General features: G+C 71.0%; 24 protein-coding genes and 2 pseudogenes. 4 read left to right on the forward strand and 22 right to left on the reverse strand.

Annotated features, from left to right (window positions below; genetic code table 11):
- The 7 genes from ACRAWB_RS10725 to ACRAWB_RS10755 are packed head-to-tail and all read right to left on the reverse strand — an operon-like array spanning nt 1 to nt 5,530.
- The gene (locus ACRAWB_RS10725) at nt 1–783 is read right to left on the reverse strand and encodes a CoA transferase subunit A (protein ID WP_431353313.1); all 783 of its coding nucleotides are present in this window, start codon (nt 781–783) and stop codon (nt 1–3) included.
- Nucleotides 776–1,954 carry an alpha/beta fold hydrolase gene (locus tag ACRAWB_RS10730; RefSeq protein ID WP_431353314.1) on the reverse strand — a complete coding sequence of 393 codons (1,179 nt, stop codon included), beginning with the start codon at nt 1,952–1,954 and terminating at the stop codon, nt 776–778. Before ACRAWB_RS10730 ends, ACRAWB_RS10725 begins: the two co-directional genes overlap by 8 nt.
- Nucleotides 1,951–2,454 carry a hypothetical protein gene (locus tag ACRAWB_RS10735; RefSeq protein ID WP_431353315.1) on the reverse strand — a complete coding sequence of 168 codons (504 nt, stop codon included), beginning with the start codon at nt 2,452–2,454 and terminating at the stop codon, nt 1,951–1,953. The genes ACRAWB_RS10730 and ACRAWB_RS10735 overlap by 4 nt, the downstream gene beginning before the upstream one ends.
- Entirely contained in the window at nt 2,433–3,062 is a 630-nt protein-coding gene (locus tag ACRAWB_RS10740) for a lyase family protein (protein ID WP_431353316.1), read from the reverse strand. Before ACRAWB_RS10740 ends, ACRAWB_RS10735 begins: the two co-directional genes overlap by 22 nt.
- On the reverse strand, nt 3,055–3,600 hold the full coding sequence (gene pcaG, locus ACRAWB_RS10745) for a protocatechuate 3,4-dioxygenase subunit alpha (protein ID WP_431353317.1): 546 nt from the start codon (nt 3,598–3,600) through the stop codon (nt 3,055–3,057). The genes ACRAWB_RS10740 and pcaG overlap by 8 nt, the downstream gene beginning before the upstream one ends.
- On the reverse strand, nt 3,593–4,357 hold the full coding sequence (pcaH, locus tag ACRAWB_RS10750) for a protocatechuate 3,4-dioxygenase subunit beta (protein ID WP_431353318.1): 765 nt from the start codon (nt 4,355–4,357) through the stop codon (nt 3,593–3,595). The genes pcaG and pcaH overlap by 8 nt, the downstream gene beginning before the upstream one ends.
- Before the next feature lie 9 nt (nt 4,358–4,366).
- The gene (locus ACRAWB_RS10755) at nt 4,367–5,530 is read right to left on the reverse strand and encodes a 4-hydroxybenzoate 3-monooxygenase (RefSeq protein ID WP_431353319.1); all 1,164 of its coding nucleotides are present in this window, start codon (nt 5,528–5,530) and stop codon (nt 4,367–4,369) included.
- 156 nt (nt 5,531–5,686) lie between these two features.
- On the opposite strand from ACRAWB_RS10755, the gene ACRAWB_RS10760 reads away from it, so the two are divergent.
- Nucleotides 5,687–6,838: an ATP-binding protein gene (locus ACRAWB_RS10760; protein WP_431353320.1), complete on the forward strand. Its 1,152-nt coding sequence runs from the start codon at nt 5,687–5,689 to the stop codon at nt 6,836–6,838.
- Nucleotides 6,839–6,842: 4 nt separating this feature from the next.
- Here the strand turns inward: ACRAWB_RS10760 and ACRAWB_RS10765 are convergent, their stop codons facing one another.
- The 11 genes and pseudogenes from ACRAWB_RS10765 to ACRAWB_RS10815 form a co-directional block, all read right to left on the reverse strand.
- Nucleotides 6,843–7,601 carry an IclR family transcriptional regulator gene (locus ACRAWB_RS10765; RefSeq protein WP_431353321.1) on the reverse strand — a complete coding sequence of 253 codons (759 nt, stop codon included), beginning with the start codon at nt 7,599–7,601 and terminating at the stop codon, nt 6,843–6,845.
- 14 nt (nt 7,602–7,615) lie between these two features.
- Nucleotides 7,616–9,187, reverse strand: a complete 1,572-nt coding sequence (locus ACRAWB_RS10770) for a GMC oxidoreductase (RefSeq protein ID WP_431353322.1) — start codon at nt 9,185–9,187, stop codon at nt 7,616–7,618.
- 26 nt (nt 9,188–9,213) lie between these two features.
- A complete protein-coding gene (locus ACRAWB_RS10775; RefSeq protein WP_431353323.1) occupies nt 9,214–10,710 on the reverse strand; it encodes an MDR family MFS transporter in 1,497 nt (498 codons plus the stop codon).
- Between the two features lie 611 nt (nt 10,711–11,321).
- Nucleotides 11,322–12,299 carry a fumarylacetoacetate hydrolase family protein gene (locus ACRAWB_RS10780; protein ID WP_431353324.1) on the reverse strand — a complete coding sequence of 326 codons (978 nt, stop codon included), beginning with the start codon at nt 12,297–12,299 and terminating at the stop codon, nt 11,322–11,324.
- A complete protein-coding gene (locus ACRAWB_RS10785) occupies nt 12,296–13,321 on the reverse strand; it encodes an amidohydrolase family protein (RefSeq protein WP_431353325.1) in 1,026 nt (341 codons plus the stop codon). Before ACRAWB_RS10785 ends, ACRAWB_RS10780 begins: the two co-directional genes overlap by 4 nt.
- Nucleotides 13,318–14,450 (reverse strand): annotated as a pseudogene (locus ACRAWB_RS10790) (FAD-dependent monooxygenase). The gene ACRAWB_RS10785 and the pseudogene ACRAWB_RS10790 overlap by 4 nt, the downstream one beginning before the upstream one ends.
- Before the next feature lie 46 nt (nt 14,451–14,496).
- Nucleotides 14,497–15,510 (reverse strand): cyclase family protein, encoded by a 1,014-nt coding sequence (locus ACRAWB_RS10795; RefSeq protein WP_431353326.1) that lies wholly within the window; start codon nt 15,508–15,510, stop codon nt 14,497–14,499.
- Nucleotides 15,507–16,472 (reverse strand): fumarylacetoacetate hydrolase family protein, encoded by a 966-nt coding sequence (locus tag ACRAWB_RS10800; protein WP_431353327.1) that lies wholly within the window; start codon nt 16,470–16,472, stop codon nt 15,507–15,509. The genes ACRAWB_RS10795 and ACRAWB_RS10800 overlap by 4 nt, the downstream gene beginning before the upstream one ends.
- A gap of 84 nt (nt 16,473–16,556) precedes the next feature.
- Nucleotides 16,557–17,573 carry a VOC family protein gene (locus ACRAWB_RS10805; protein WP_431353328.1) on the reverse strand — a complete coding sequence of 339 codons (1,017 nt, stop codon included), beginning with the start codon at nt 17,571–17,573 and terminating at the stop codon, nt 16,557–16,559.
- A gap of 65 nt (nt 17,574–17,638) precedes the next feature.
- Complete coding sequence (locus tag ACRAWB_RS10810) at nt 17,639–18,427, reverse strand: hypothetical protein (protein WP_431353329.1); 789 nt, start codon at nt 18,425–18,427, stop codon at nt 17,639–17,641.
- The gene (locus ACRAWB_RS10815) at nt 18,424–19,467 is read right to left on the reverse strand and encodes a Gfo/Idh/MocA family protein (RefSeq protein WP_431353330.1); all 1,044 of its coding nucleotides are present in this window, start codon (nt 19,465–19,467) and stop codon (nt 18,424–18,426) included. The genes ACRAWB_RS10810 and ACRAWB_RS10815 overlap by 4 nt, the downstream gene beginning before the upstream one ends.
- Before the next feature lie 97 nt (nt 19,468–19,564).
- Here ACRAWB_RS10815 and ACRAWB_RS10820 point away from each other — a divergent pair, with 97 nt between their 5' ends.
- Genes ACRAWB_RS10820 through ACRAWB_RS10830 form a run of 3 tightly spaced genes read left to right on the forward strand, consistent with a single transcriptional unit; the run spans nt 19,565 to nt 22,262 of the window.
- Nucleotides 19,565–20,830, forward strand: a complete 1,266-nt coding sequence (locus tag ACRAWB_RS10820; RefSeq protein ID WP_431353331.1) for an ROK family protein — start codon at nt 19,565–19,567, stop codon at nt 20,828–20,830.
- A 44-nt stretch (nt 20,831–20,874) separates the two neighbouring features.
- On the forward strand, nt 20,875–21,249 hold the full coding sequence (locus ACRAWB_RS10825; RefSeq protein ID WP_431353332.1) for a hypothetical protein: 375 nt from the start codon (nt 20,875–20,877) through the stop codon (nt 21,247–21,249).
- Nucleotides 21,246–22,262, forward strand: a complete 1,017-nt coding sequence (locus ACRAWB_RS10830; protein ID WP_431353333.1) for a restriction endonuclease subunit R — start codon at nt 21,246–21,248, stop codon at nt 22,260–22,262. Before ACRAWB_RS10825 ends, ACRAWB_RS10830 begins: the two co-directional genes overlap by 4 nt.
- Before the next feature lie 63 nt (nt 22,263–22,325).
- Here the strand turns inward: ACRAWB_RS10830 and ACRAWB_RS10835 are convergent, their stop codons facing one another.
- From ACRAWB_RS10835 to ACRAWB_RS10850, 4 genes and pseudogenes are all read right to left on the reverse strand, one after another.
- Nucleotides 22,326–23,327, reverse strand: a complete 1,002-nt coding sequence (locus ACRAWB_RS10835) for a sugar phosphate isomerase/epimerase family protein (protein ID WP_431353334.1) — start codon at nt 23,325–23,327, stop codon at nt 22,326–22,328.
- Between the two features lie 15 nt (nt 23,328–23,342).
- Nucleotides 23,343–24,523, reverse strand: a pseudogene (locus ACRAWB_RS10840) (Gfo/Idh/MocA family protein).
- On the reverse strand, nt 24,520–24,936 hold the full coding sequence (locus tag ACRAWB_RS10845; RefSeq protein WP_431353335.1) for a C-glycoside deglycosidase beta subunit domain-containing protein: 417 nt from the start codon (nt 24,934–24,936) through the stop codon (nt 24,520–24,522). The pseudogene ACRAWB_RS10840 and the gene ACRAWB_RS10845 overlap by 4 nt, the downstream one beginning before the upstream one ends.
- Before the next feature lie 10 nt (nt 24,937–24,946).
- Nucleotides 24,947–25,729, reverse strand: a complete 783-nt coding sequence (locus ACRAWB_RS10850) for a nuclear transport factor 2 family protein (RefSeq protein ID WP_431353336.1) — start codon at nt 25,727–25,729, stop codon at nt 24,947–24,949.
- Between the last annotated feature and the right edge of the window lie 11 nt (nt 25,730–25,740).

Below are 25,740 nucleotides of genomic sequence, written 5' to 3' on the forward strand. Positions count from 1 at the left end.
TCACGCTCCTTCCGGGCGGGGGCGGACGGTGGTCTTCTCGATCGGGAGGTCGGCGGACTCCTCGGGCGTCAGCGCGACCACCCGGTCCACGTAGATCCCCGGCAGGTGGATGTCGTCCGGGCCGAGCACACCCGGCTCGACCAGCTCGTCCACCTCGGCGATGGTGATGCGGCCGGCCATCCCGGCGAGCGGGTTGAAGTTGCGGGTCGACTTCTCGAAGCGCAGATTGCCGTGCCGGTCGCCGACCGCCGCCCGCACCAGGCCGAAGTCGGTACGGATCGCGGTCTCCAGCACGTACTCGCGCGTGGACCCGAAGACGTCGAACGGGCGCAGCTCCTTCGGGGCGCTGGCCTCGGCGACGGAGCCGTCGGGCGCGTACCGGATCGGCATCCCGCCATCGGAGACCGCGGTGCCGGCGCCGGTGGCGGTGAAGAACGCCGGGATGCCGACGCCGCCCGCCCGCAGGCGCTCGGCGAGCGTGCCCTGCGGCGTGAGTTCGACCTCGACCTCGCCGCCGAGGTACTGGCGCGCGAACTCCTTGTTCTCGCCGATGTAGCTGGCGATCACGCGACGGATGCGGCCGGCCGCGAGCAGTTCACCCAGGCCCCAGCCATCGACGCCGCAGTTGTTGCTGACGACCTCCAGGCCGCCGACGCCGCGCGCCAGCAGCGCGCGGATGGTGACGATCGGGACGCCGGACAGGCCGAAGCCGCCGACGGCGAGGGAGGCGCCGTCCGGGATGTCGGCCACGGCCTCCGCCGCCGACGCGTACGTCTTATCCATGGGACTCCTCCGTCGTTTCCGTCTCTGCGAAGACCTCCCGCAGGATCGCCATGGCGCTGTTCGCAGCGGGCAGGCCTGCGTAGAGGGCCGTGTGGTGCACGACCTCCGCGATCTGGGTGGGCGTCAATCCGTTCCGCAGCGCGGCGCGCACGTGCATCCGGAACTCGTTCTCGTGGCCGCCGGTGACCAGGCTGGCGAGGGTGGCGATCGACCGCTGCGAGCGGGTCAGCTGCGGACGAGACCAGACCTCGCCCCAGGCGTATCGGGTGATGAAGTCCTGGAAGTCGGCGGTCTCGGGCGTGATCGCCGCGGTCGCACGGTCGACGTGGGCGTCGCCGAGCACCGCGCGGCGCACCCGCATCCCGGCCTCCGCCGTCCCCGGTTGGGCGACGGCCGTCCGCAGCAGCTCGGCCGCGGCCTCTGGGTCCTCCAGCGGGATCAGGTGGCCGGCGTTCGGGAGCTCGACGAACCGTGCACCGTGGATGCCGTCGGCGAGTTCGCGCATGAGGGCGGGCGTCGTCACGGCGTCGTGCGCGCCGGCGACGATGACCGCCGGGGCGCTGACCGCTCCGAGGTCCGCGCGCCGGTCGAAGGCGGCAAGCGCCTCGCAGCACAGCGCGTACGACTCGTCGTCGACGTCGACCAGCGTCCGCAGCGCCTGGCCGCCGGGTCCGTCCGGGTGCGCGTCGAGGTAGCCGGGAGCGAACCAGCGCTCGGCGCTGCCGGCGACGACGGAGGCGGTCCCGGAGGCGCGGACCTGCGCGGCGCGCTGCGCCCATCCCTCCGGGCTGCCGATCGCCGCACCCGAGCAGAACATCGTCAGGCTGCGCACGCGTTCCGGGACGGCGACGGCCAGCTCGAGGGCGACCGCGCCCCCGAGAGAATCGCCCGCGACATGGAAGGCGCCGCCGCCGACCTCGTCGACGACGTCGAGGACGCCCCGCGCGAGGTCGCCGACCGTGAAGCCCGCCCGCGCGGCGGGAGACGCCCCGTGGCCGGGGAGGTCGATCCGCAGGATGCGAGGGCGGTCTGGCGACTGCACGAAGCGGGCGACGACACCGTCCCACAGCTCGGTGGTCGTTCCGAGCGACGGGAGGAGCACGAGGAGCGGTGCTGCTTCCGCGGTCGGGGCGGCGGGGGCGACCGAGCCCCGCAGCCGCACGGCGCTCATGATCCCTCCCCGTCCGCGCGCTGCTCGAACCTGCTCAGCGCCGCGTCGACGACGTGCGACGCACGCGGTGCGCCGGCCGCTCCATCCGGACGCCGCACCTGGATGACGAGGTCGCCGGCCGCGTGCGCGAGAAGCGACGCGCTCTCGGCCGCCAGCCGCAGCGTCTCGCGCCAGGCCTGCCACTCGGCGTGCCACTCCCCCGCCGGCCGGGCGTCGTAGCTGAGCGACGCCGTCTGCACGACCGCGAGAGGACCACTGACCCGCAGCCCGTTCGCTACCAGGAGGACAGCGTCCACCGGGTTCCGCTTGTGCGGCATCGCGGACGAGCCCCCGCCGTGGATGGGCGTCGCCGTCTCGTCCCGCGCCAGCAGACCGAGGTCGCGACCGATGCGTCCCCCGGCTGAGCTGACGCTCGCGCTCGCGCGCGTCACGGCGAGCACCGGCGAGCGGTCGGTGTGCCAGGCGCGGTCGGGGTCCGTCAGACCCAGCGCTGCCGACATCCGTCGCCGGAGTACCGAGACGGCGTCCGGCTGGCCGGAAAGCCGTGCGAACGCACCGCCGTCGCCGACGGCGCCCCCAGCTGCAGCGGGAAGGCGACCGCATCGACCGTCTCCAGGGCGGAGGAGATGACGTCGAGCCAGCCGCCGATCACGGCGCCGAGGGTGGTGGTCTCCGCCTCCTGCGTCAGAGTGCGAACGGCGAAGGGCGTCCCGCGGTGCTCGCGCGCCAGGGCCGCGAAGCTCCGACCGGCTGCGACGAGATCGGCGCGAGCGGTCGTCAGCGCGTCGCGCGAGACCAGCATGAGCGCCGTGTCCATGACGTCCTGGCTCGTCATCCCCTGATGCACGAGGGTGCCGCCCTGCTGGCGCAGCGCCTGCGCGAGCCCGACGATAGGGACGCCCGCCCGGCGCGATTCGCGCAGCAGGGACACGCGGTCGAGGGTTCCCACATCCAGGGTGGACGTGGTCTCCACGCCGAGCAGAGAGCTCCACGCCCCGAGATGCGCGCGCTCGACCTCGACCATCGCGTCCAGGATGCGGTCGTCGGAGGCGATCGCCCCGGCCTCGCCCGCGGGCTCCAGCAGGCCCCAGTCGAACGCGTCAGCCACGGCCGTCTCCCACGAAGTCGAGGAACACGGTCTCGTCGTCGCCCTGCAGGCGGATGTCGAAGCGGTAGCTGCGCTCACCGTCCGGCTCGACCAGCAGGCTGCGCCGGCGCTCCGGAGGGATACGCGCCAGGAACGGGTCGTCCTCCGCGAAGTACGCGCGCGTGAACAGGTGGTGCAGCAGGCCGCGCGCGAACACCGTCACCAGGAGGTAGGGCGCCCGGCCATCGGCCGTCGCCCCCGGTCGCACCGTGGTGAAGCTGTAGTGGCCCGCGCGATCCACGGCGGCACGGCCGAAGCCCGTCACCGTGTACCCGTCTCTGTGCAGGCTCCCGCGTTGGCGGATCGGCCTGCCTGCAGCGTCCGGCCCCCAGATCTCGAGGATCGCATCCGGCACCGGCTCGCCCGCGCCGTCGTAGACCGTGCCGTGCAGGCGGATGGACGCTGGATCGGCCCTCGACGTCACCTCGGCGTCCCCGGCGTACGGCAGCGCGTAGCCGAAGAACGGCCCGACCGTCTGCGAGGGGGTCTGTTCAGGCATGCTCGCCCTCCTCCGGCTCCATCCAGGTCGCCCGGCTGCCGGTCAGCACGATGTCCCAGCGGTAGCCCATCACCCACTCCGGCACGCTCAGGTCGTGATCGTAGCTCGCCTTCAGCCGCTCGCGGGCCGCCGGATCGACGATGGACTGGTAGATCGGGTCCAGGGCGAACAGCGGGTCGGTCGGGAAGTACATCTGCGTGACGAGCCGCTGCGTGAACGCCGACCCGAACAGCGAGAAGTGGATGTGCGCCGGCCGCCAGGCGTTCCGGTGGTTCTTCCACGGGTACGGCCCCGGCTTGATGGTGACGAAGCGATACGAGCCGTCGTCGCCCGTGATCGCGCGGCCGACCCCGGTGAAGTTGGGGTCGAGCGGCGCGGGATGCTGGTCCCGCTTGTGCACGTATCTACCCGAGGCGTTCGCCTGCCACACCTCGATGAGCTGCCCGCGGACCGGCCAGCCCTCGCCGTCCAGCACCCGGCCGGAGACGATGATCCGCTCGCCTAGCGGCTCTCCGCTGTGCTGGATGGTCAGGTCGCTCTCCTCCGGCGACACGTCCGAGTGCCCGAACGCCGGCGAGACGAGCTCGATCTCCTCCGGGTCGGCGCGCACGAGCTCATGCGTGGGGTGGCGCAGCGTCGAACTGCGGTACGGCGCGAAGTCGCGCAGCGGATGGGTCGGCAGCGGCCCGGCGGCGGCAGCGGCAGCCTGCGCCTCCGCGATCTCGCGGGTGATCTGATCCTGGGTCGCTTCGGTCATCGTTCCACCTCAGAAGGGAAGGCCCGCGTACTGCTCGGCGAGCGCCGCCTGAGCGTGACGGGAACCGGTCGTGTACTCCAGCTGCCCCACCTGGCTGCGGTAGCGGAAGGCGCGGGTGGCCTCGTCGCCGATCTCGTGGTGCACGTGAAGCATCTCCGTCATCCACTGCGAGAACTGCTGGACCTTCCACTGCCGGGCGAGCGCCGCCCCGCTGTAGCGGGACAGCAGCGACGCGTCGCCCCGGTAGGACGCCGCGATCGACCGTCCCAGCAGGGCCACGTCGGCGATGGCGGAGTTGAGGCCCTTCGCGCCGGTCGGCGGCACGATGTGGCCGGCATCGCCCGCCAGGAACAGCCGGCCGTGCTGCAGCGTCGAGGCCACGAAGCTGCGCATCGGGGTGATCGACTTCTCCGTGATCGTCCCCTCGCGCAGCGTCCAGCCGTCGACGCCGAGCCGGTTCTGGAGCTGGTCCCAGATCCGGTCGTCGGACCACTCGTCGATGGACTCGGACGGGTCCACCTGGAGGTACAGCCGGGACACCTGGGGCGAGCGCATCGAGTGCATCGCGAAGCCGTCCGGGTGCAAGGCGTAGATCAGGTCATCGGTCGACGGCGCGACATCGGCGAGGATGCCGAGCCAGGCGTAGGGGTAGCCGCGCTCCAGCGCCGTGACACCGGGGATCGCCGGACGGCAGACGCCGTGGTAGCCGTCCGCGCCCACGATGAGGTCGCAGTCGATCCGCTCGCCGTCGCCCGCGAGGACATAGGGGGCGTCCGTGTCCATGTCGTGGGGGCTGACGCCGTCCACCTCGAAGCGGACGTCGGAGCCGAGGCGGTCGTGCTCGGCGAGCAGGTGCGCCACGAGGGCCTGCTGGCCGTAGACGGTGACCGTGCGGCCGACCAGGTCGACGAAGTCGAGGTGGTGGCGGGTGCCCTCGTACTGCAGGTAGATGCCGTGGTGGGTGAGCCCACGCGCCTCCAGATCGGCGTCGAGCCCGAGGTCGCGCAGGATGTCGACCGAGCCCTGCTCGAGAACCCCGGCGCGGATGCGGCCGAGGACGTACTCGCGACTCTTCTGCTCGAGGATGACGAAGCCGATGCCCGCGCGCTGCAGGATGTGGCCGAGGAGCAGCCCCGCAGGACCCGCTCCGATGATGGCGACCTGGGTGCGCATGCTCCGCCTCTCACGACGTCGGGAAGGTGGGTCCATGCTCGTCGTCGGTGGGGCGGTTCGGTGGGTGGTTTCCGTCCAGTGGAAGACGAACTCGATTGCCGCGGCGTATATCCATGTATTTTTCGGACCAGGTATAGCGTCGTATAACATCTAACGGTGCAGCCGAGTCCCTACACACCTGGCGTCATCGCTCGTGCGACGCCCGGCCGAGCGCAGCAACTGGCGGACTTCGACGAGCGCTTGTCCTATCTGGTGGACCTTCATCGTCTGAACGGTCGCATTCGCGTCGACTATGCACCGCGCGGGTACGGGAAGACGTCGCTGCTGCGGCAGTACGAGCGCCATGCCAGGGATCGCGGTGTGCTGACGGTGTGGGTGACCGCCGGCGAGGGCGACCTTATAGCCCAGATCGCATCGGCCGTCGAGCGCGCGACGGTCTCGTGGCGGGAAGACGCCCGACGCCGTATCCAGGATCACCTGAAAGAGCTGACCTTCCGGGCCGGCATTCCGGCCGTGCTCGGAGTGGAGGCCACCCTCCGGTCCGAGGCATCCAGTCCGCCGCCGTTCGGGAGCCGGGCGTTCGAGGACGTCGTCCGCGAGGCGGCTGCCGCGGATGACGCCGCTGGTCTGATCATCCTGGTCGACGAGATCCAAGCGGCGGATTCGGACGGGCTGCGGACACTGGCTTATGCCTGGCAGCACTTGCAAGCCGAAGGAGCGGACGTACCCGCCGCCGTGTTCGCGGCAGGCCTACCGAACGCACCCGATATGATCGGCGCCGCAGTGACCTTCAGCGAGAGATTCGCGTACCGGCCACTGCCCCCGCTGTCACCGGCTGACGAAGAACTCGCGCTGGCGCTCCCGGCCCGGCAGCTCGGCGTCGAATGGGATCGCGATGCGGTAGCTCACGCTCTGGCGATCGCACGCGGCTACCCGTATCTGGTTCAGCTGGTCGGCGACGCTGCCTGGACAGCCGCCGGACGTCCCGATGCCGGTGGCCGGATCACGGCCGCAGACGTCACCGCCGGTCAACGTGCCGTGGACGAGGACCTGGCTGCTCTCTATCGCTCGCGGTGGTCGAACGCCTCGCCGAAGGAACGGGTAATGATGGCCGCCATGGCCGGGCTCGGCGATGGGCCCGTGCTGCGGAAAGCCATCGCCGAGGCCATGGGAGCTGACTCCCGTGCACTCTCCCCCATCCGGGCCAGGCTCTTGGACAAGGGCCTCGTCCAACCCTCCGGTCACGGCGCGCTCGAGTTCACCATTCCCGGATTCGCCGCCTTCGTTCGCGCCAACGCCACGGAGTGAACGCCTAGATCGCATCCGACCGCAGCGCGTCCGAGATCCCGCGTGCGGCCATCCGGACGCCGAGCGCGAACTGCGGCTCGTCCTTGCGCTCCGCGTGCGCGATGATCGACACCGCCGCGACGACCTCGCCGGCCGCATCCCGGATCGGTGCCGCGACCGAGAACGCGCCGCGCGTCAGCTCCTCGACCGTCACCGAGATGCCGGTCGCGCGGATGGCCGCCAGCCGCGACCGCAGCTCCCGTTCCTCGGTCAGCGTGTTGGGCAGGAACTTCCGGGGCCCGGCGGCCACGACCGCGTCGAACACCCCCGGGCCGGAGTGAGCGAGCAGCACGAGACCGACTCCGGTCGCGTGCAGCGGGAGCTCCGTGCCGACGTCGCTGATGACGGAGACCGCCCCGCGACCGGACAGACGGTCCAGGTAGACGGCGCCGAGGCCGTCCCGGATGGCGAGGTGGACGTGCTCGCCCGTCGCGTCCAGGAGGTCGTCGAGGTACGGGCGCGCGACCTCGCGCAGGCGTCGCGCGGTCGGCTGCCGTGCGCCGAGCCGCCAGAGACGGATGCCCACGCGGTAGCGCCCGTCCTCTCCGCGGACCAGGCCGCCCCAGTCGACCCACTCGTTCAGGAGCCGGTGGGTCGTCGAGACCGGCAGCCCGGCACGGCGGGAGACCTCGCTGAGCGTGAGCTCGTCGCCGCGCTCGAAGGCATCGGCGATCGCGAAGACCCGGGCGGCGACGCTCCGGTGGTCCGCTGCACCTCCCGCCATGCCGTCAGCCTAGATCAGGCCCCGAGGTCGGCGACGGCCTGCCGGGCGCCGCGCACCGCGATGGCGACGCTCATCAGCGTGGGGTTCATCGTCGTCGCCGTGGGGATCAGCGCGTTGCCGCCGACGATCAGGTTCTCGTGGCCCCAGACGCGCGAGTACGGGTCGGCGACCGAGGTGCCGTCGTCCGCATCCCCCATCCGCATCGTGCCCTGGTAGTGCAGGCTCGAGCCGTTGGGGAGCAGCCGCGGCTCGGCGACGAAGGTGCCGAGCGCCTGGCCGGCGCGGCGCAGGTGCTCGGTGCCGTCGGCGATCTCGGCGTTCTCCTTCTCCGTCAGCTCGTAGTGGATGGTCATGTTCGGGAAACCGCGGTAGTCCAGGTCGCCGTCGTCGAAGGTCACGGCGTCCTCGAAGCGCGGGCTCTTGCGCATCCCGTAGCCCATGTTCACGTAGCCCCAGCGGTTGCCCGCGGCGGGGTGGGTCGGGTCGAGCTGGAACGGCGGGTTCTCGGCGTACATGACCTGCAGCGAGAAGGGATGGTTCGGCTCGGAGAACGGGATGCGGTTGACCGCGGCGACCGGGTCGGCCGGGTTGGTCGCGCGGCGGGCGAGCTCCGCATCCAGCTGCTCCTCGGTGGCGTGGCGGCTCATCCGCTCGCCGTCGAGGGCGACCGTCGAGATGACCACCGGGTGCTCGGTCAGGTAGTGGCCCAGCGCCGTCGGGCGGATGCCGGAGGCCCAGAGCAGCTGCGGAGAGCGGAACGCGTCGGCGGCGACCACGACGAGGTCGGCGGCGACGAAGCTGGTCTCGTGGGTCCGCAGGTCCTCGACGGTCACGCCCGTGACTCGGGGGCCGTCGTGCTCGACACGGCGGACGAGGGTCAGGTCGCGGAGCTCGAAACGCTCGGCGAGGTCGCTGGAGGGGTCGGCGAGCGGGCCCAGCACGACATCCGCACCGGCCCAGCGCATCGAGCCGTCGGGCTGGGGGTCGCCGGAGACGGGGAGGGTGCCCGGGCCGTAGCCCTCGGGGACCTCGGAGCCGAACTCCTCGGTGAGCAGCGCGCGGATGGCGGCGCCGACGCCCGAGTCGCCGAACGCCGAGCGCTGCACGTGCAGCAGCTCCTCGGCCTTGGCGATCAGCCCGTCCCACTCGTCATCGCCGATGAACGGGATGCGCTCGGAGAAGGCCGGAGCGGGAGTGGCGCACGTCCAGTGGGCGCCCATCCCCCCGACGTTGGTGGACGCGGCGGCCGCCGGGAAGGTGTCGGCATACGCCGAGCCCGGGCCGCCGAAGTCGAGCAGGTGTGTGCCGCCACGGGCCGTGAACATGCCCTCGACGACGGCGGATTCGGGGATGCCGAGCGACTTCCGGAAGGCGCCGGCCTGGGGTCCCTGCGAACGCTCGCGGGCGCGCTCCTTCTCCTCCGGGTCCGGGATGTTGCGCACGCTCTCGCCGGGGATCTCGGTCAGCTGCGGGCCGGCCTCGAACATGATGACATTCGCGTCGGGCAGCCCCTCGAGGAGCAGGCGGGCGTACGTCGAGCCGATCGGCCCGCTGCCGACGATGGCGATGGTCGGTGAGGTGGTCATGGTGTTCTCCGGTGTTCGGGCGTGGTTCAGGCGGTCAGGGATTCGGAAGCGGCGGGGGCGGCGGCCGGCGCGTGCTCGTCGGAGAGCGTGCCGGCGGGCAGCAGTAGGGCGGCGATGAAGCCGACGGCGTACGTCGCCGCCAGGGCGAGGAACACCGGCGCGAACACGTCGCGGTAGATCTGGGCGACGGACGTCTGGACCGCCGGGTCGGCGGCATGCACGAGGGCGGGCGTCAGCGTGGCCGGGTCGAGTCGGCTCGGCAGTAGCGCCGCGACGCCGACGCCGACGACCCCGCCGATGACGGCGGTCATCACGGTCGAGCCGATCTGGCGGACGAGGTTGACCGTCGCCGTGACCGCGCCGGTCTCGCTGCGCGGGGCGCCGGACTGCACGACGGCGACGATGAGGCTCATGAAGGCTCCGGTCCCCAGGCCGACGACGGCCATGACGAGCATGGGCGCCCACAGCGGGAGGCCGACCGGGAGGACGGCCATCGTGGCCAGCCCGACCGCGCCGAGCGCCGTGCCGACGATCGGGAACACGCGGTAGTGGCCGGTGCGGCTCGACAGCCAGCCGGTGAGCAGGTTGCTGACCAGCATCCCGAAGACGGTCGCGATGGGTACCAGTCCGGACACGGTCGCGCTGGTGCGGTAGGCCATCTGGAAGTAGGTGGGGAGGTACGAGGTGATCGAGAACAGGCCGACGCCGACGACGGCCGACACGACCATCCCGGCCGCGATGGTCCTGCTGCGGAACAGCGTCAACGGGACGAGCGGATGCGGAGCCCGGAGCTCGAAGAGGATGAACGCCGAGAAGAAGACCGCCGCGATCACGAACGCGACCGCCGCGCTCGACCGGCCACCGGGCTCGCCCGCCCAGGTCACGCCCAGCACGATCGCGACGAGGGTCACCGTCAGCGTGACCGTTCCTCCGACGTCGAAGCGGCCGGGGCGCCGATCGGTGACGTGCGGTACGGCGAAGATTGCGAGGATCAGGGCGACCACGCCGACCGGGCCATTCACCCAGAAGACCCACGGCCAGCCCCAGTAGTCGGTGATCAGCCCGCCGAGCACCGGACCGAGGAGGATGGCGACGGGGAAGGCGGCTCCGATGATCGCGAGGTACTTCGGTCGCTGTCGCGGGGTGGTGGCGTGCGCGATGATCGTCTGCGACATCAGCTGGAGGCCGGCGGAGCTCATCCCCTGGACGACGCGAGCGGCGATGAGCCAGGCCATGCTCGTCGCGAAACCACAGGCGATCGAGGCGACGATGAAGACGACAAGCGAGACGAGGAAGATCGCCCGCGGTCCCACCACGTCGCCGAGCTTGCCGAGCACGGGCAGCAGCACCGTGCTGGCGAGCGTGTAGCCGACGACGATCCACCCCATGTGCTCGAGCGCGCCGAGCTGCCCGGCGACGGTCGCGAGCGCGGTGCTGACGATCGTGTTGTCGAGCGCTCCGAGGAACGAGACGGTGAGGAGGGAGGCTACGAGCAGACGGAGCCGGAGAGGTGAGAGCTGCATAGTCGGGCGACCCGAACGACCGGGCGATCGACGCGACCTTGTGTGCCCCCGCTCGCAACTCCGCGACGGGGAACGGACCATGGGCCCCAGCGTCATGTCGATTTTATGCGATCTTTAGACGGAAATCAACATAAGGATGCGCCGCCGGAGGCGGCCTGACCCTCTCGAGCCGACCGCCTCCGGGTGGTTCACCCGCGGAAGCAGATCCAGACCAGGTAGGCGACTTTCGCAACCGTCACAACGATTGCGCAGACGCACCGGAGGATCTTCTCCACGTCGACCTTGCGCTTGCCCTCGGCAGCCACTCGGTCTCCTCTCGTCCTGCGGGAGCACGAAAAGCACGGCGAACCGGGAGCGGCCAGTCGGCTACCGGGGGTAGCAAACTGGCTGTATTATCGAAGCGAAGTATCCGCTGGGAAGTTTGCTCCCGGCTCACCAGCCTCTTTTGAAGGCGGACCAACCCCAGGTGCAACTGGGGGTTTCGTCTTTAACCCTCTCAGCAGACCCCACCCGCGAGTTGGGACTGCGTGCTCAACGCTACGGGAGCCGCGCGAGCCGCGAGCCCGAATCGGGCACTCGAGGCCGTATTGCGGCCACTCGAACGATTGTCCTCAGGCGTCCTGCGGCGCCCGCTCGCGCGCACGCGACCGAACCCGCGCGGGACGCAACTCCGGCGCCGCAACAGCAACACCCACGCGGTTCTCCACCACCCCGATCCCCTCCACCGTCATCCGCACCACATCCCCCTCGCGCAGCGGCGCCGGGTCGAGCGTCCCGCGCCGTCCCCACAGCTCGGCGATGCAGCCGCCGTTGCCCGTGGTGCCGGAGCCCAGGACGTCGCCAGCGACCACCCGGGAGTTCCGCGACGCGTAGGCCACGAGCTCCGCGAAGGGCCAGCCCATGTTCGACACCAGGTCGTGCCCGATGCGCTCGCCGTTCACCGCGACCTCCGCGCGGATGGCGAGGAAGCCGTCCTCGTCGACGAACGGGTCGAACTCGTCGGCCGTGACGATCCACGGGCCGAGGGTCGTCCCGAAGTCCTTGCCCTTCGCCGGGCCCAGCCGCACCTTCATCTCGCGCGACTGCAGGTCCCGCGCTGACCAGTCGTTCATGATCGTGTAGCCGAAGATCGCCTCCCCGGCCGCCTCGGCGGTCAGGTTCGAGCCGCCGGGGCCGCCGATGACGGCGGCGACCTCGAGTTCGAAGTCGAGCCGTTCCGTCTCCGGCGGCGCCAGCACGTCATCCGGCCCGAGCACCGTGTGCGGGTTGGTGAAGTAGAAGGTCGGCGCCTGGTACCACTCCGGCACGACCTCGCTCTTGCCGTCGACGGAGGCGCTGACGCCCTCGACGTGCTCCTCGAAGGCCACGAAGTCCCGGATCGACGCGGGCACAAGCGGCGCGAGCAGGCGCACGTCGGCGAGCGGCATTCCCGAGCCGGCCGACGCGCGCTCGTGCACCTCAGCCGCGGCGGCGAGACCGCCCGCGAGGAGGTCCGCGACCGTGAGCCCATCGGGGAACGGGATGACCTGATCGCCGACGACGAAGCCCTCCGCCACCGTGTCCCCGTGCGTCCACCGCGCGAGCTTCATGCGCGCACCGCCTGAGCGAGCAGCGCCGCCGCGTTCCCGCCGAGCACCGCGGACTCGACGTCGCCTTCCAGGTGCGCCGAGCGGACGAACCCCACCGGGTCGTCCGGCCCCATGTCGAACGGGAAGTCGCTGCCCAGGAGCACCCGATCGGCTCCCGCGACCTCGATCAGATGCCTCAGTCCGGCGGCATCGTGCACGACCGTGTCGAACCACAGCTTCCGCAGGTAGCTCGACGGCTCCTCGACGCAGCCATGCGCCTCCGGACGCACCCGCCAGGCGTGGTCGGAGCGCCCGATCGCGGTCGGCAGGTACCCGCCGCCGTGGGCGGCGACCAGACGCAACCCGGGGTGCCGATCGAGCACCCCGGCGAAGATGAGGTGCGAGAGCGCCACGGCGTTCTCGACCGGCTGGCCGACCGTGTTCGAGAGGTAGAAGCGGTCCAGCCTCCCGTCGAGGCTGCACCCGAACGGATGCAGGAACACGATCGCGCCCAGCTCCTCCACCCGCGTCCACATCGGCTCCAGGCGCGGGTCCGAGAGTTCGACATCCCCGGCGAACGAGGAGATCTCGATGCCGGCGAGACCGCGTCCCAGCACCGCGTCGTCCACGAGTTCCAGGATGCGCGAGGGGTGCTGCAGCGGGACGAGGCCCAGTCCGGTCAGCCGGTCCGGCGCGCCCGCGACGTGGTCGGCGATGAGCCGGTTGGCCTCCGACGCGATCCACACCGCCAGCTGCTCCTCGGCCCAGGGGTAGAAGTGACTCGGCGACGGGCTCACCCACTGCCGCTCGACTCCCTGCTCGTCCATGGCCGCGAGGCGTGCGCCGAGGTCGGTGAGGCGGGGGAAGCGCTCCCCGATCATGCGACCGGAGGCGGCCAGGCTCTCGGGTCCGTTGCGCCGCGCTTCGAGCGCCTGCGCCTGCGCGAACGCCTCGGGGGCGCGCCGCTCGACTTCGGCCTGCAGCCCAGGGAGCAGGAGGTGGGCGTGGACGTCGGTGACCGGGGACTGCTGCACGGCGCTCATGCCGGCTCCGCCATCCGGTGCGCGATGCCGAAGATCAGGCCGGGAGCGTCCGCGTCCCGGACGCCGTCGATCTGCCACTGGCCGAGCTGCACGGAAGCGTCGACCACCGCCTTCGCGCGCGGCAGCCGACGTGCGTGGAACTCGTCCCACAGCGATTCGTCCAGCTCGACGCGGGACGTCAACAGCTCACTGAGCACGAGGGCGTCCTCGAGCGCCTGCGCCGCCCCTGCGCGATCGTGGGAGGGCAGCTGTGCGCGGCGTCGCCGATGATGACCGCGCGTCCGCGGTTCCAGGGTCCCTCCACGAGGTGGGCGGTGAACCAGGTGTAGTTGACGCGCGCACCGGCGGCCAGGTCTGCGCGGATGGACTCCCACGGTCCCTGGTATGCCTGCGATTCGCCGATCATGATCCGGCTCGCCTCGGCGTCGTCCACGCCGAACCGGTCCTCCGCCTTCTCGACCAGGAACGCGTACATCGTCTCCTCGCCGGTCGGCGTGTACCCCGCGATGTAGACGGGGCCGCCGTAGTAGAGCTCGCTCCGGGTCACCTCCGCGGGTCGGGAGACGAAGGAGCGCCAGATGCCCATCCCCGTCGGCTGCGGCGCCGTCTCGATGCCGATCAGGCCGCGGACCGTCGAGTTGAGGCCGTCCGCGCCGATCAGAAGGTCGTAGCGGCCGGCCGGCTCGCCGTCCACCAGCACCTCGACCGACTCGCCGTCGTCGGAGAGGCCGGTGACCTTCGAGCCCCAGTGGAGACGGGCGCCGACCTCCGCTGCGCGGTCCACCAGGATGCGCGCCAGGTCGGGACGGTACATCCCCATGGCCGCGGGATACTCCTCGCCGCCGGTCTTCACATCGGGGAGCTCGGCGACGATCGATGCGCCCGGTCCGGGAGCGCGCAGGTTCAGGCCCTCGAAGGTGTAACCGGCGTCGCGGACGGCCTCCCAGACGCCCAGCCGGTCGAACACGCGGAGGGCGTTGCCCTGCAGGGTGATCCCCGAGCCGAGCGCGCTCAGCTCCGGCTTGGCCTCGAAGACGTCGACCTCGACGCCCGCCTCGGCCAGTCGGATGGCGGCCGCGAGCGCCGCGACGCCGCTGCCCGCGATCGCGACCTTCTGTACTGCGGTCATGTCAGAACCTCTCTGTTCTTCTTCTCTGTCCCGTGCTCTGCGGCGATCAGAGCACGGCGATGGGGTTGATCGGCGAGCCGACCGCCCCGGTGATCGGGAGGGGCGCCGCCGTGAGCAGGAACTCCCAGCGTCCGCGCTCGGCGCAGGCGGCGCTCAGCCGGTCCAGGTCCCAGAGCTCGCCGATGGTGAGCCCGATGTTCGGGATGGCGACCTGGTGCAGCGGCTGGAAGGCGGGCACATCGAACTCGTTCGGCCGCACCTCGAAGCCCCAGGTGTCCGTGGCGATGGCCGCGACCTCGGTCCGGTGGATCCAGCCGGCCGTCGTGAGCGACAGCCCGGGAGCCGCACCTCCGGCGTAGTCCCCCCAGCCGTCGCGGCGGGCGCGGGTGAGGTGGCCCGTCCGGATCAGGACGATGTCGCCCCGGCCGACGCGCGCGCTGTCGCCCTGGGCGCGGATGCACGACTCGAGGTCGGCGGCGGTGATCGCGTAGCCGTCCTCCAGCTCGCCGGTCGCGGGACGCAGGTGGCGTCCGAGGTCGAGCAGCACGCCGCGGGACACGATGACGTCCGCCGCGTGCTCGATCCCGGTGACCAGATCGCCGTCGCTGGTGACGACGTCACCAGCCCGGCGGCCGTTCCAGGCGTACCCGTGGTCGAAGATGTGGCCGAGGCCGTCCCACTGCGTCGAGCACTGGAGCGGCATCGCGATGACGTCGTCCGCTCCCCCGAGGCCGTGCGGGAAGCCCTGGTTGCCGCGTTCGGCGTCGGTGCCGGTGTCCAGCATGGTGTGGACGGGGTTGGTGCGGCGGCGCCATCCCTTCTGCGGTCCGTTCATGTCGAACGACTGGCTGAGGGAGATCGCGAGACCGTCGCGCACCAGACCCGCTGCCTCCACGCGCTTCGCCTCGTCGATGAAGTTCAGCGTGCCCAGCACGTCGTCGTCGCCCCAACGTCCCCAGTTCCGGAACGACTCGGCTCGCGCGTCGATCTCGCTCTCCGGGTCCTGCCTGTCGAGCAGCGCCGGGTCCTCCGTCGGCGCGCCGGTGCGTACGTCGGTCATCGTCCTTCTCCTTCCGCCACGCAGCGGACGACCTGGGTGCCCAGGCCCTCGATGCTGCCGGTCATCACGTCCCCGTCCTGCAGGAACCGCTTCCAGTGCTGGCCGTTGCCCGCGGGGCTGCCGGTGAGCAGCAGGTCGCCGGGGAGCAGCGGCATGGTCTGCGAGGCGCCCGAGATGAGCGCGGGGATGTCGAACAGCAGATCGCTCGTGGAGGCGTCCTGCTTGACCTCGCCGTTGAGCTCGAGCCGCAGGTTCAGGTCGCTGGGATCGACGAACGGCGCCGGGACGAGGAAGGGACCGGTCGGCAGGAATCCCGGCGCGCTCTTCGCCCGGTACCAGTCGGTGCCGATCTCCTTCATGTCCTTCCGGAAGACGAGATCCCTCGTCGTGATGTCGTTGGCGATGGTGTACCCGGCGACGTGCGAGAGCGCATCCTCCCGGCTCACCCGGAACGCCGGCGCACCGATCACGACGACCAGCTCCAGCTCCCAGTCGTGCACATCGCTGTAGCCGGGGAGCACCAGCGGGACGTCGTCACCGACCACGCAGGCCGGCAGCCCGATGAAGAAGTACGGTTCGCCGTTCGCCTTGCGCTTGTCCATCAGGTCGGCGGCGAAGGCGCGCGCCTCCTCCGGCGTGCGGGAGCCGTCCTGCGTCAGTCCCGCAGCCACGAGCTGGATGACGTGCTCGCGGTAGTTCGCCCCCGTCTGGAGCACCTGCTGCGGCTCCACGGGGGCGCCGAGGGTGACCTCGTCCAGCGGCCGCCACGGGCCGTCGGCGTCGGCGAGCGCGGCAAGCCGCTCCCAGTCGGGCGCCGCGAGGAAGTCGTTCAGCCCGGGCGCTCCCAGGTCGTCGGCGTCGAGCGGGCGGATGCGCTCGCCCGCGACCAGGCCGAGACGCAGCGAATCCCCGTCGCGGTAACGTGCCAGTGCGAACGGGGCGGTGAGTCGGTTCGTCGTCATTGAGGTCCTTCTCCGGTGGTGCAGGGGTGGTACGGGGACGGCCGTCTCGATGGATGGAAAGGGCCGCCCCCGGGTCGGGTCGGATCAGCCGCGTCCCTGCTGGGCGTAGGGGTTGAGCAGCGCATCCTTGATCTCGTCCGGCACGCCCTCCTCGGTCGCGCTGGGGCCGTCCGCGGGCGGGAACGACTCGGTCATGGACATCGGCATGGCGCCGTTGCGGTAGAAGTTGTTCGAGCCGAGCGAGGGCTTCCAGGTGTTCGGCTCCCAGTCCGGCACGTAGTTGCGGTATCCGCCGGTGTTGAGTTCGATGCGCAGCGTGGACGGCTCGCGGTAGTAGAGGAAGTTCTGCTCGCCGATGCCGTGGATGGAGGGGCCGTACTCGATCGGGATGCCGTTCTCCATGAGCACGTCGGCCGCGATCAGCAGCTCCTCGCGGGTGTCGACCCAGAAGGCGTAGTGGTTGACGCGGCCGGCGCGGCTGGAGCCGTCGAGCACGACGCCGAGGTCGTGCGACTTCTCGTTCGTGGTGAGGACGGAGAACACCGAGATCGGCGCCTCGTCGAGCACCGTGCGGGCCATGATCCGGAAGCCGAGCACGTCGTTGTACCACTGGGCGAACGCGTCCACGTCGCTGGTGGCGATCGTCACGTGGTCCAGCTGCCGCGGGGCGCCGGCCACCGGGCTGCGCTTCTCCGGCCGGTCCGGGTAGATGGAGGCGACCTGACCGGGGGCCTGGTGGCGGGTGACGTCCCAGTGGAGGGTCATGCTGTGGCCCCACGGACCGGTGAAGCGGTAGGCGCGCCCGATCTGGTGGACGTCGACCCATTCGCCCTCGATGCCGGCCGCCTCGATGCGGCGGGCCGCCTCGTCGAGCGCTTCGGCGCTGGAGGTGCGCCAGGCCATCGTCTCGAGCGACGGCTCGTCGCCCGGGACCACCACGACCGAGTAGGCGTAGTAGTCGCCCCAGCAGCGCAGGTAGACGCGGCCGTCGACGCGGTCCACGACCGTGAGGCCGACCTGCTTGACGTAGAACTCCACCGAGGCCTCGACGTCCGGCGACGTGATCGCGACGTACGAGAGATGGGAGAGAAGCTTGATCATCTTCGATCCTTTCCGAGAGGGCGACTGTTCAGCCCTGGATCTCAACTTTCGCGGCGCCGGAGGTATCAGGGAAGCGCATATTGCCTATCCTCCGAATCGGAGTGGTTTATGCGCTCGGCGAGTGCCGCGTCCTGCCGCAGGCTCTCGAGTTCGTCGGAGGCGACACCGGTGCCAAGGGCCCCGACGGCGCGACGGAGCGCCACCCGTTCGGCCCGCTCGAACCGCTCGGGGGCGCGGAGCCGGCCCCGGCGCGTGAAGGTGTCGACGGTGGTGCGACGGGCAGCGAGATCGATCCCGATCTCGGTCCGCACCACGCCGAGGACGTTGATGCGAAGCATCCCGCCGTCGGCCGCGCCGCGTTGCGCGACCCAGCCGATGCTGATCGGAGAATCGTCGGTGAGCGACCGGAGCGAGGCGGCCCCCGCACCGGTCGTCGCCGAGGCGTGGTCGAGAGCGATCCCGGCCGGACTGAGGGCGCGGGCCCATCCGACGGCGTCCGCCAGCATCGACGGCAGCTCGGTCGTCGCGGCGACGCACTCGACGACCACGGCGGTGTGCGGTGCGCCGTCGCGTGCGGCGAGGACGTCGTCCAGGACGTCGGGACGGAGCCACCGGCGCTGCACGAGCACGGCCTTCCCAGGGGCGGGCTCGGCGTTCCACGGCGCTCCCGCGGCGAGGATGACGGCGTCGGCCCGTGCGGCGGCGTCGAGGAAGGCAGGTCGCGTCCGGCGGCCCAGGACGACGATGCGGGCGTCCTCGTCCGCCGTCGCGTGCCGGGTCCGCGCGGGCAGCTCGGCGACGGCCGCGCGGTAGCCGCTGTCCGTCGCCAGCACGGGGATCCTCGGGTCGTTCATGCGTCTCCTCCGGTCCGCACGAGGTCGCTCGCGGCGTCGGCGAGCGCGATGGCGTAGTGGGCGTCGGCGCGGATGTCGTCGTACTCGACCGGATCCGACCCGTCGACCATCCGGGCGAACGCCTGCCATTCGGCGACGTAGCCGTCCTGGTCGTCGTGGCGGTACTCCGTGATCCGGCCGCGCTGATCGCGGACCGTCACCGTCGCGCTGCCCGCGTGCACGAACGCGGGCGGGAAGTCCACGTCCACCCGGTCGCCGTCGGTGGTGATGGTGAGGCGCCAGAGGGCGTCGTAGCCGTCCGGCAGCATCGTCAGCATGAGCTGCACCACGACGCCGCTCGCGACGAATCCGACCGAGTATCCGATCGGAGGCGCCAGTCGCGCATAGAGCACCCGTTCCAACTGCGGCGCGAGGTCGCGCACCGCGGGCATGTCGTGCACCGCGAGGCCGGTGAGCAGCTGGCGCAGGACCGCGGCCGCGATGCGCGGGTCGGTCAGGTCGGGGCGGCCTCGATCGGGCGACGGGAACGGCCCGGCGTCCGAGACCACCTCGTGGTAGCGGTAGTTCGGCGGAAGGGCCAGCGTGAGCGCGACGCTCTGCACCGTGCCGGCGCCGGCGGTCAGGTGGTGGGTCGCCCGTCCCCAGGCCGCGTCGTGCAGGTGGTTGGTGCCGACGAGCAGGGGGATGCGCGCCTTCCGGCAGGCGTCGACCACCGCATCCACAGCGGCGTGATCCGTGGCCAGCGGCTTCTCGCAGAAGATCCCGCGGACTCCGGCGTCGACCGCAGCCAGGATCTGGCGCGCGTGCTGGTCCGGCGGGGAGATCAGGGCGACCACATCCACCGAGGGATCGGTGAGGGCGGTGGCGATGTCCACCGAAGAGGCTGCGCCGAGGCGTGCGGCGAGCGCTGCGGCCTTGCCGCTGCCGCTGTCGGTGACGTGCGTCACCGTGAAGAGGTCGTCGAGCTCTCCGAGGGTGGGGATGTGCAGCGCTCCGGCGCCCGGTCCCGCACCGATGATGGCGACCCCGTATGGCATCATTGCCTCCTTTTGTCACAATTATGCCTAAGTCCGCACCAAGTCGTCCATAGTTGCGGCGTTCCCGCGTTCTGCCTCCGGCCTTGTGTCAGAATTAGCCATGGCCACTGGATCAGCGCTGCGGTTCGGCGCACAGACCGACGAGGTGACGAGCCTTCTGCGCATCGTCAACCTCGTCCGGACCGGCGAGGCGGACACGCGCCCCGAAATCGGCCGCGTCACCGGCCTCGGCCGTGGAGTGGTCACGCAGCGGGTCGAGGCCGCGATCGAGATGGGCTTCCTCGCCGAGGGCGACGTCGGCCCCTCCTCCGGCGGCCGCGCCCCTCGCACCCTGCGATTCCGCTCCGACCAGGCCGTCATCCTCGTCTGCGCCCTCGGCGCCCTGCACATCCGCGTCGGCCTCTCCGACCTCGACGGCACGATCCTGGCGTCCGACCACCGGCCCTGGGACATCGCCAAGGGCCCCGAGGCCACGCTCGCGGCGGCCACGGCGATGCTGGACACGCTGCTGACGAACGCCGGCGACCCCGACGTCTGGGCGGCGAGCGTCGGCGTGCCCGGGCCGGTCGACTTCGAGAGCGGCACCCCGGTGGCGCCGCCGATCATGCCGGGCTGGAACGGTTACGACCTGCGCGGCGCGTTCCAGGAGAAGTACTCCGTGCCGACCTGGGTCGACAACGACGTGAACCTGCTGGCGCTCACCGAGCGCCGCCACCGCAACGAGGTCGCGGTCGACCTCATCTACTGCAAGGTCGGCACGGGCATCGGCGCCGGCCTGGTGTCGAAGGGCCGCATCCACCGGGGAGCGAACGGCGCGGCGGGCGACATCGGCCACGTCCGCGTGCACGACTCCGTGACGGTGTGCCGCTGCGGCAAGATCGGCTGCCTCGAAGCGGAGGCGGGCGGCTGGGCCGTCGTCCGCGACGCGCAGCAGGCGATCGACGACGGCGCCACCGGCATCCTCGCCTCGCGCGTGCACGAGGGCGCGGACCTCACGCCGGAGGAGATCTCGATCGCGGCGATGGATGGCGACGCGCTCGCCATCTCGCTCGTGCAGAAGTCGGCTCGGCTGGTCGGGGAGTCGATCGCGGCGCTCGTGAACATGTTCAACCCGAGCGTGATCGTCATCGGCGGCGCGATGTCGTCGGCCGGTGAGGTGTTCCTCGCCGAGGTGCGCCAGCGCGTCTACGAGTTGTCGCTGCCGCTGGCCACGCGCGATCTCACCATCGCCCGCTCCATCGGCGACGAGAACGAGCCGTTGCTCGGCGGCGCCGAGCTGGCGATCGAGCAGCTGTTCGAGTCGACGTTCCCGCGCTGGTTCGCCGACGGTCGCCCGACCGTCGCGGGCATCCATCTCGCCGCCTGATTACTTCTTCCGGTTTTCTGCTTAAGTCGGTAGCTTAAGCGCTTATGACCCTTCACATCCTTCGGGATGATGCGCTCACCGTCGACGCTGACCGGTTCGAGCTCCGCATCTCGCTGCCCTGGATCCGCTCCCTCCCCGTGTCGAGCCTGCAGGACGTCGCCGTCACCATTGACGGCAAGGCCGCGTCGGCACTTCCCCGGCCGGCCGCCCCCGGCGCGTGGTGGTTCCTCCAGGACCGCGTCGTGATCGAGGGCCGGCAGGCGTTGGGCGACGGCCCGCACGACGTCGACGTCGCCTTCGGTCTCGTCATCCCCTACCTACCGGGTGGCCCGGATCGGCCTCTCACGCTGCCGTTCCATGAGCGGCGCGACCTCCGGCCGGGGACGCGCACCGACTCCGTCTCGCGGGACGTCGCATGAACGCCGCGCTCCCGTCCGGGTGGACCCTCAGTGCGAGCGTCTTCAACTGGACTCCGGACATCATCCGCGCCGAGCGGGAGGCGCCCGAGATCGCTCTCGACGTCGTCCGGGACGGCGTCGCGCAGACCATCGAGCTCGAGCTCGGACAGCTGTGGAGATCGTTCCCCGACCTGGCCGATGACGAGCTGCGCGCCTTCCGGTCGGAGCTCGACGGGGCGGGCGGGCGCGTGAGCATCGTCGGCGTGAACATCGACGACTGGGCCACTCCGACGCGCCGTCGCGACGACGAGGAGCGTTATGACTTCCTGGTCCCGCAGCTGCGCGCAGCGGCGACGCTCGGTGCGCACGGGGCGCGCCTCCCCATCGGCCAGGCCGGACCCGCCCTCCTGCGCCGCCTCCAGCCACTCCTCGCGGAGCTCGACCTCGTCCTCTACGAGGAGATCCAGGGCCAGCAGCACCCGGCCTCCGCGGCCGCACCTGCGATCGAGGACATCGCGGCGCTCGATGACCCGCGCGTGCGGCTGCTCATCGACGTCAGCCTGCTGATGCCGGCCCTGCCGCCGAGCTACCTGCAGCGACTGGAGGACGCGGGTCTGCCCCCGTCGCTCCTGAGCACCCTTGCGGACGACTGGCGCGACCCGGCGACGGGCGAGGAAGTGGTCGCCGTCCTCCGCTCGGGCGCGGTGCCGCCGCAGGTCCACACGCTGTACATGAACCTGCTGGTCCGGTTCGGGCGTTCCACCGTGGACGACCTGCGCCCCATCCTCCCGCTGACGGGCGCGTTCCACCTGAAGTTCTGGGACGTGGACGACAGCGAAGACCGCGTCTCTGCTCCCCTGCGCGACCTGGGCGCCGCCCTCGCCGACACGGACTTCACCGGCACCTTCTGCAGCGAGTGGGGCGGCCACGAGTGGCTGGACGACGAGACGGCGACCGACATCACCCGCCGGCAGCTGGAGCTGGCGCGCACCGCGCTGGCCGCCGGAGCCGCCGCCGGGGAGGCCGCCGCCTGACCGCGGGCACGAAGAAGGGCCGCACGATCCCCATCCCGGGTCATGCGGCCCTGCTCGTTCCGCCTACTTCGTCGAGAAGGCGGCGTCGAAGGCGGCGTCCGGCGGTGTGATCGCGTTCAGCTCGCGCACGAAGGCGATCGCCTCCGGGGCGCCCTGGAGACGGTCCATCCCGGCGTCCTCCCACTCCACGCTCGTCGGCCCGCTGTACCCGATGAAGTTGAGGGCGCGGAAGATCGGCTCCCACGGCACCTCGCCGTGCGCCGTGGAGACGAACGTCCATCCGCGCCGCGGGTTGGCCCACGGCAGATGCGATCCGAGCACGCCGTTGCGGCCGTCCAGATTGGTGATCGACTCCTTCACGTGCACGTGGAAGATGTGGTCGGCGAAATCGAGCACGAACGCCACCGGGTCGAGCTGCTGCCACATGAAGTGCGACGGGTCGAAGTTGATGCCGAAGCTCTCGCGATGGCCGATCGCCTCCAGCGTCGCCTTGGCCGTCCAGTAGTCGTAGGCGATCTCCGAAGGATGGACCTCCAGCGCGAACCGGACGCCGACCTCCTCGAACACGTCGAGGATCGGGTGGAACCGGTCGGCGAAGTCGCGGTAGCCGGCGGCGATCCACTCGTCGGAGGCCGGCGGGAACATGGCGACCGCCTTCCAGATCGACGATCCGGTGAAGCCCGTGACCGTCTTCACGCCGAGCGCCGCGGCCATCCGCGCGGTCAGCTTGAGCTCTTCGGCTGCGCGCTGCCGCACGCCTTCCGGGTCGCCGTCTCCCCACACCCGGTCGTTGAGGATGTCGCGGTGACGCTGGTCGATGGGGTCGTCGCAGACCGCCTGGCCAGCGAGGTGGTTGGAGATGGTCCACACCTTCAGGCCGTTGCGCTCCAGGATGTCCTTCCTGGACTGCACGTAGTCGGCGTCGTCCCAGCGCGAGACGTCGAGGTGGTCGCCCCAGCAGGCGATCTCGAGGCCGTCGTAGCCCCACTCGCCGGCGAGCCGGGCGACCTCCTCGAAGGGCAGGTCGGCCCACTGGCCGGTGAACAGTGTGATCGGTCGTGCCATCGAAAGTTCCTCTCCTTATGTCCGGGCCGGGACGGCCGCGTCCACGCGGACCCACGCCGAGTCGTTCGCCGCGCTCCGCTCCACAGCATCCAACACCCGCTGCACCCGCAGCCCCTCGGCGAAGCTCGGGTCCGGGTCGGTGCCCTGCACGATCGCGGTGACGAGGTCGACCACCTGATGCGAGAACCCGTGCTCGTAGCCGAGCATGTGCCCCGCAGGCCACCACGCCGAGACGTAGGGATGCTCCGGCTCGGTCACGAGGATGTCGGTGAAGCCCTGCAGTTCGGCCGGCGCCGTGCGGTCGTAGTTCCGCAGCTCGTTCAGCCGCTCGAGGTCGAACGCCAGCGCGCCCTTCTCCCCCGAGATCTCGATCGTGAGCGCGTTCTTCCGCCCGGTGGCGAAGCGCGTGGCCTCGAACGAGGTGAGCGCGCCGTTGGCGAGCCTGCCTGTGAAGACGGCTACGTCGTCCACGGTCACCTCGCCGTACTCTCCCGACGCCGTGCCGCCGAGTCCGGAGCGCGCGGCGAGGATGGGTCGCTGCTTCACGATGGTGTCGACGGTCCCCGAGATCGCGGTGACGTCGAGCCCGGTCACGAACTGCGTCATGTCGATGATGTGGGCGCCGATGTCCCCGAGAGCGCCGGAGCCGGCGTGCTCCTTCTGCAGCCGCCAGGCCAACGGCACCCCGGGGTCGACCAGCCAGTCCTGGCGGTAGGCGGCCCGCACCTGGCGGACTTCGCCGATCAGCCCACGCGCGATGAGGTCGTGCATGAGGGTGACGGCCGGGACGCGCCGGTAGGTGAAGCCGACCATCGAGCGCACGCCGTCGGCGGCGGCGCGGTCGGCGGCGTCGGCCATGGCCTCCGCCTCCTCGACGGTGTTCGCCAGCGGCTTCTCGCAGAGCACGTGCTTGCCTGCCTCGAGCGCCGCGATGGCGATCTCGGCGTGCGAATCGCCGGGTGTGACGATGTCGACGATGTCGATGTCCCCCGCGCGATCACCTCGCGCCAGTCGGTCGCCGACTCGGCCCAGCCCCAGTTCGCGGCGGCCTCGTGGACCGCGTCCGCGTTGCGGCCGACGACGACGGCCATCTCGACGTCGTCGGGCAGGTCGAACACGCGGGGCGCCTGACGCCAGCCCACCGAGTGCGCCGCGCCCATGAAGCCGTAGCCGATCATGGCGACGCGCAGCGTCATGCGAGCACGACCTCTCGCTCCACCGGCACGCGGTTCGTGACATAGCGGCCGGGGCCGCCGTCCGTGCCGGGCATGATCTGCATGTAGAGGAGGCGCATGGTGAGCACGACCTCGACCGTCAGCTTGTCGCCGGGAGCGGGCACCGGGTCGAGCGACACGACGATGTCGGGCCGGTCGGCGACGAACCACAGCGTCTCGGACTGCTCGGGCAGCTCCTCGACGCGGTAGCTCGTGCCGCCGAGCTCGAACCGGATGTCGTCCTTCGGGATCTCGACACCGTTCACCGTCACGGCCACATCGTCGACCGCGGAAAGCCAGAGGCTGCGGTACCAGGGGATCTGCACCGAGACGGCGATCCCGCCGTCGGTGCGCCGGACGTCCTTCTCCGAGAACAAAGAGTTGTGCGTTGCCATGATCGGTCCCTTACTTGAACGTGTCGGTGAAGTGGTCGTACGGCGCAGGGGGCTCCGGCTCGAGCTTCTGCACGGTGGAAGGACTGTACGGGTGGTTCTGGCTGGGCACCGGCTCGTCCGCGGGCGGCATGAACACCGGCTTGCCGTCGTCGCCGAAGTACATGAGGTCCAGGTCGAAGGCGGCCTGGTTCTTCTCGCCGAAGCTGACCCAGTTCTCCTCGAACGGCGCTCGGGCGAGCTCGTAGCAGCGGAACTTCCAGAACTTCCACTCGCCGTCCTGGCGGAGGAAGTCGATGGCGTACTTGCACCAGACCCAGTGGGCCCACACCTTCTTGCCCTGCACCTCCCGCGGCGAGTACATGTCGGGGAAGGCCGCGGCCACCTCCGGGTCGGTCAGCCCGGACTCGGTGCCCGCCATGATCCAGACGCCTTTGGCGGTCTCGCCATCGGCCGCGACCTCGATCACGGGGGTGGTGGTGGCGTGCAGGATGAGCTTGCCCTCGGGCGACGGACGCCCGCGGTGATACCGCGTGACGCTCTCCCACGTCGTGTACTGGCCGGCGTTGGTGTACCGGGCGCGGATCCCCTCGGTGCCCTCCTTGACCCAGAGCGGGATGATCCGCTCGTCCTGAAAGGCGTTGTGGAGGTACATGTAGCGGTTGAACAGGTTCTCGATCTCGCCGCGATCGGCGGCGTGCCGGGCGAGGCGCAGCGCGGCGGCGACCTCCTCGCGCAGCCGCCCGACCTCGGCGGCGAGCTCCTGTGCGGTGGACTCGGTGGCGGTCTCGGACATGGCTCGGGCCT

It is taken from the genome of Leifsonia poae (genome assembly GCF_050632865.1).
Lineage (GTDB): Bacteria > Actinomycetota > Actinomycetes > Actinomycetales > Microbacteriaceae > Leifsonia > Leifsonia poae_B.

Bases quoted from the DNA above. Each gene is read 5' to 3' on its own strand.
- ACRAWB_RS10725 (WP_431353313.1), bottom strand. From the start codon at position 783: ATGGATAAGACGTACGCGTCGGCGGCGGAGGCCGTGGCCGACATCCCG.
- ACRAWB_RS10730 (WP_431353314.1), bottom strand. From the start codon at position 1,954: ATGAGCGCCGTGCGGCTGCGGGGCTCGGTCGCCCCCGCCGCCCCGACC.
- ACRAWB_RS10735 (WP_431353315.1), bottom strand. From the start codon at position 2,454: ATGTCGGCAGCGCTGGGTCTGACGGACCCCGACCGCGCCTGGCACACC.
- pcaG (WP_431353317.1), bottom strand. From the start codon at position 3,600: ATGCCTGAACAGACCCCCTCGCAGACGGTCGGGCCGTTCTTCGGCTAC.
- pcaH (WP_431353318.1), bottom strand. From the start codon at position 4,357: ATGACCGAAGCGACCCAGGATCAGATCACCCGCGAGATCGCGGAGGCG.
- ACRAWB_RS10755 (WP_431353319.1), bottom strand. From the start codon at position 5,530: ATGCGCACCCAGGTCGCCATCATCGGAGCGGGTCCTGCGGGGCTGCTC.
- ACRAWB_RS10765 (WP_431353321.1), bottom strand. From the start codon at position 7,601: ATGGCGGGAGGTGCAGCGGACCACCGGAGCGTCGCCGCCCGGGTCTTC.
- ACRAWB_RS10770 (WP_431353322.1), bottom strand. From the start codon at position 9,187: ATGACCACCTCACCGACCATCGCCATCGTCGGCAGCGGGCCGATCGGC.
- ACRAWB_RS10775 (WP_431353323.1), bottom strand. From the start codon at position 10,710: ATGCAGCTCTCACCTCTCCGGCTCCGTCTGCTCGTAGCCTCCCTCCTC.
- ACRAWB_RS10780 (WP_431353324.1), bottom strand. From the start codon at position 12,299: ATGAAGCTCGCGCGGTGGACGCACGGGGACACGGTGGCGGAGGGCTTC.
- ACRAWB_RS10785 (WP_431353325.1), bottom strand. From the start codon at position 13,321: ATGAGCGCCGTGCAGCAGTCCCCGGTCACCGACGTCCACGCCCACCTC.
- ACRAWB_RS10795 (WP_431353326.1), bottom strand. From the start codon at position 15,510: ATGACCGACGTACGCACCGGCGCGCCGACGGAGGACCCGGCGCTGCTC.
- ACRAWB_RS10800 (WP_431353327.1), bottom strand. From the start codon at position 16,472: ATGACGACGAACCGACTCACCGCCCCGTTCGCACTGGCACGTTACCGC.
- ACRAWB_RS10805 (WP_431353328.1), bottom strand. From the start codon at position 17,573: ATGATCAAGCTTCTCTCCCATCTCTCGTACGTCGCGATCACGTCGCCG.
- ACRAWB_RS10810 (WP_431353329.1), bottom strand. From the start codon at position 18,427: ATGAACGACCCGAGGATCCCCGTGCTGGCGACGGACAGCGGCTACCGC.
- ACRAWB_RS10815 (WP_431353330.1), bottom strand. From the start codon at position 19,467: ATGATGCCATACGGGGTCGCCATCATCGGTGCGGGACCGGGCGCCGGA.
- ACRAWB_RS10820 (WP_431353331.1), top strand. From the start codon at position 19,565: ATGGCCACTGGATCAGCGCTGCGGTTCGGCGCACAGACCGACGAGGTG.
- ACRAWB_RS10825 (WP_431353332.1), top strand. From the start codon at position 20,875: ATGACCCTTCACATCCTTCGGGATGATGCGCTCACCGTCGACGCTGAC.
- ACRAWB_RS10830 (WP_431353333.1), top strand. From the start codon at position 21,246: ATGAACGCCGCGCTCCCGTCCGGGTGGACCCTCAGTGCGAGCGTCTTC.
- ACRAWB_RS10835 (WP_431353334.1), bottom strand. From the start codon at position 23,327: ATGGCACGACCGATCACACTGTTCACCGGCCAGTGGGCCGACCTGCCC.
- ACRAWB_RS10845 (WP_431353335.1), bottom strand. From the start codon at position 24,936: ATGGCAACGCACAACTCTTTGTTCTCGGAGAAGGACGTCCGGCGCACC.
- ACRAWB_RS10850 (WP_431353336.1), bottom strand. From the start codon at position 25,729: ATGTCCGAGACCGCCACCGAGTCCACCGCACAGGAGCTCGCCGCCGAG.